This is a genomic window from Bianquea renquensis (assembly GCF_014384895.1).
GTDB classification, from domain to species: domain Bacteria; phylum Bacillota; class Clostridia; order Lachnospirales; family Bianqueaceae; genus Bianquea; species Bianquea renquensis.
On record NZ_JACRSQ010000079.1, the window covers coordinates 1 to 1,666 of the forward strand.

Annotated in this window: 1 protein-coding gene; it reads right to left on the bottom strand. The window is 44.2% G+C overall.

The features are described from left to right. Positions 1-98: 98 nt before the first annotated feature. Positions 99-1,346 (bottom strand): IS110 family RNA-guided transposase, encoded by a 1,248-nt coding sequence (locus H8730_RS17245; protein ID WP_249290286.1) that lies wholly within the window; start codon positions 1,344-1,346, stop codon positions 99-101. Between the last annotated feature and the right edge of the window lie 320 nt (positions 1,347-1,666).

The window sequence follows — 1,666 nt, forward strand, 5'->3', positions numbered from 1 at the left end:
GAAAATTAGAAGTAGAGGATATTCATTATCTTTGGCACACGACAAATAAGCCATCTTTCGGTGGCAGCTTTAAAAATTGAATATTGAGAATGTTAAGGTTATGCAGTTGCTGACTTAATTTTATAACCCTGATTCCTTGCTATAATACTTGCCTGCTCCACCGTGATCTCACGATCAACCGGAAGCGAATCGGATTTTTTATAAAGTTCCGAATTATAGTTTTCCCCGTTCTTCAACATGTGGTATAATGCGGTAAGAAGCATTCTTGCTATGGCAATGATTGCTTTCTTGTGACCGCGACGCTTTTTGAGACGGAGATAGCGGTTACGGATTTCAGGATGCTTTTTGCTGGTAACGACAGCATTGGCGCACTGCACCAGCAGTGGCTTGATATAGCATCCGGCTTTGGAGACCCGGACAGATTTTTTCTTCCCTGCACTTTCATTGTTGGTAGGGGTAAGCCCAGCCCATGAGCATAAGTGTTTCGCCGAAGGAAAAGCCTCCATATTGGTACCGATTTCGGAGATGATTCCGATCGCAGTGAAAATACTGCTGATACCAGGAGCGGTTTGGAGAATGGCAAGTTCCTGCTGATAGGGAGCGGCGAGCGCAAGAATGAGTTCTTCAAGCTCTGCTTTCCGGGATTCAAGGTCTTCATAATGAGATTTGATCACCTTGAGTTTACCAGCCTGTTCCGGAGTGATATAGCCGTCAATGGCGTCACGGAGTTCAGGAAGCTTCTTTTTCAAACTTTTGTGAATAAGGGGATCGAGGTCAAAGGAAGTATCTGCGGGATTTTCCAAAAGTTTATCCAGTATTGCCTGAGCAGATTTGCCGAAGGTGTCCGAAACAACGGTTCCCAACTGGATATTGGAAACCGTGAGACAGTTCTGCAAACGATTTTTTTCGCTTGATTTGAAGCAGGTCAGTTTGAAACGGTAACGCATAAGGTCACGAAGCTGGCGAATGTCAGCGGGTGGCATAAAGCTTCCGGCGACAAGATCATGCTTGAACAGGTCAGCAATCCATTTGGCATCTTTCTTGTCAGTCTTTTTTCCACGGATAGCCTTAACATATTGGGGATGAGCAAGGACAATCGAACAATCATTTTCCAAGATGTTGTAAACGGGAATCCAATATTTACCGGTAGATTCCATACAGATATCCTTGCAATTCCTGGAGAGAAGCCATTGTAACAAATTTTTCAGACCGCACGTGTAGGTTGAAAAACGGTGGCTCTCATAAGTGGTGACGCCTTTCTCATTGGTAGAGGCGATACAGGCCACTACAAAAGTCTTGTGGACATCAATGCCACAGCAGATTTTGTACACGTTTTTTAAAGCCATAGGGACTCCTCTCAGAACCAATGGGTTCGCAAAAGATTATAGGGAGAGGCGGCATTGACTGAACGCCTAGGCCATTAACGAGATTGTTTATACAAAGATAAGATTACGTGATCAGGTCACACTGATTTGTGCTTGAAAAGGCGAACTACACATATAAATATGCGGTCATCTGGCGAGCCAGACAGCCCACTCACCTCCCCGTGATTTGTAGTATACCGAGTTCCCTACGAATAAGAAGTATACCGAAAAAATAGGCTCAGGCAAACCATTTTCATAACGTTTTGTGCCTGAGCGAAGCGAAAGGAATGGATATAAATATG

Bases quoted from the DNA above. Each gene is read 5' to 3' on its own strand.
- H8730_RS17245 (WP_249290286.1), bottom strand. From the start codon at position 1,346: ATGGCTTTAAAAAACGTGTACAAAATCTGCTGTGGCATTGATGTCCAC.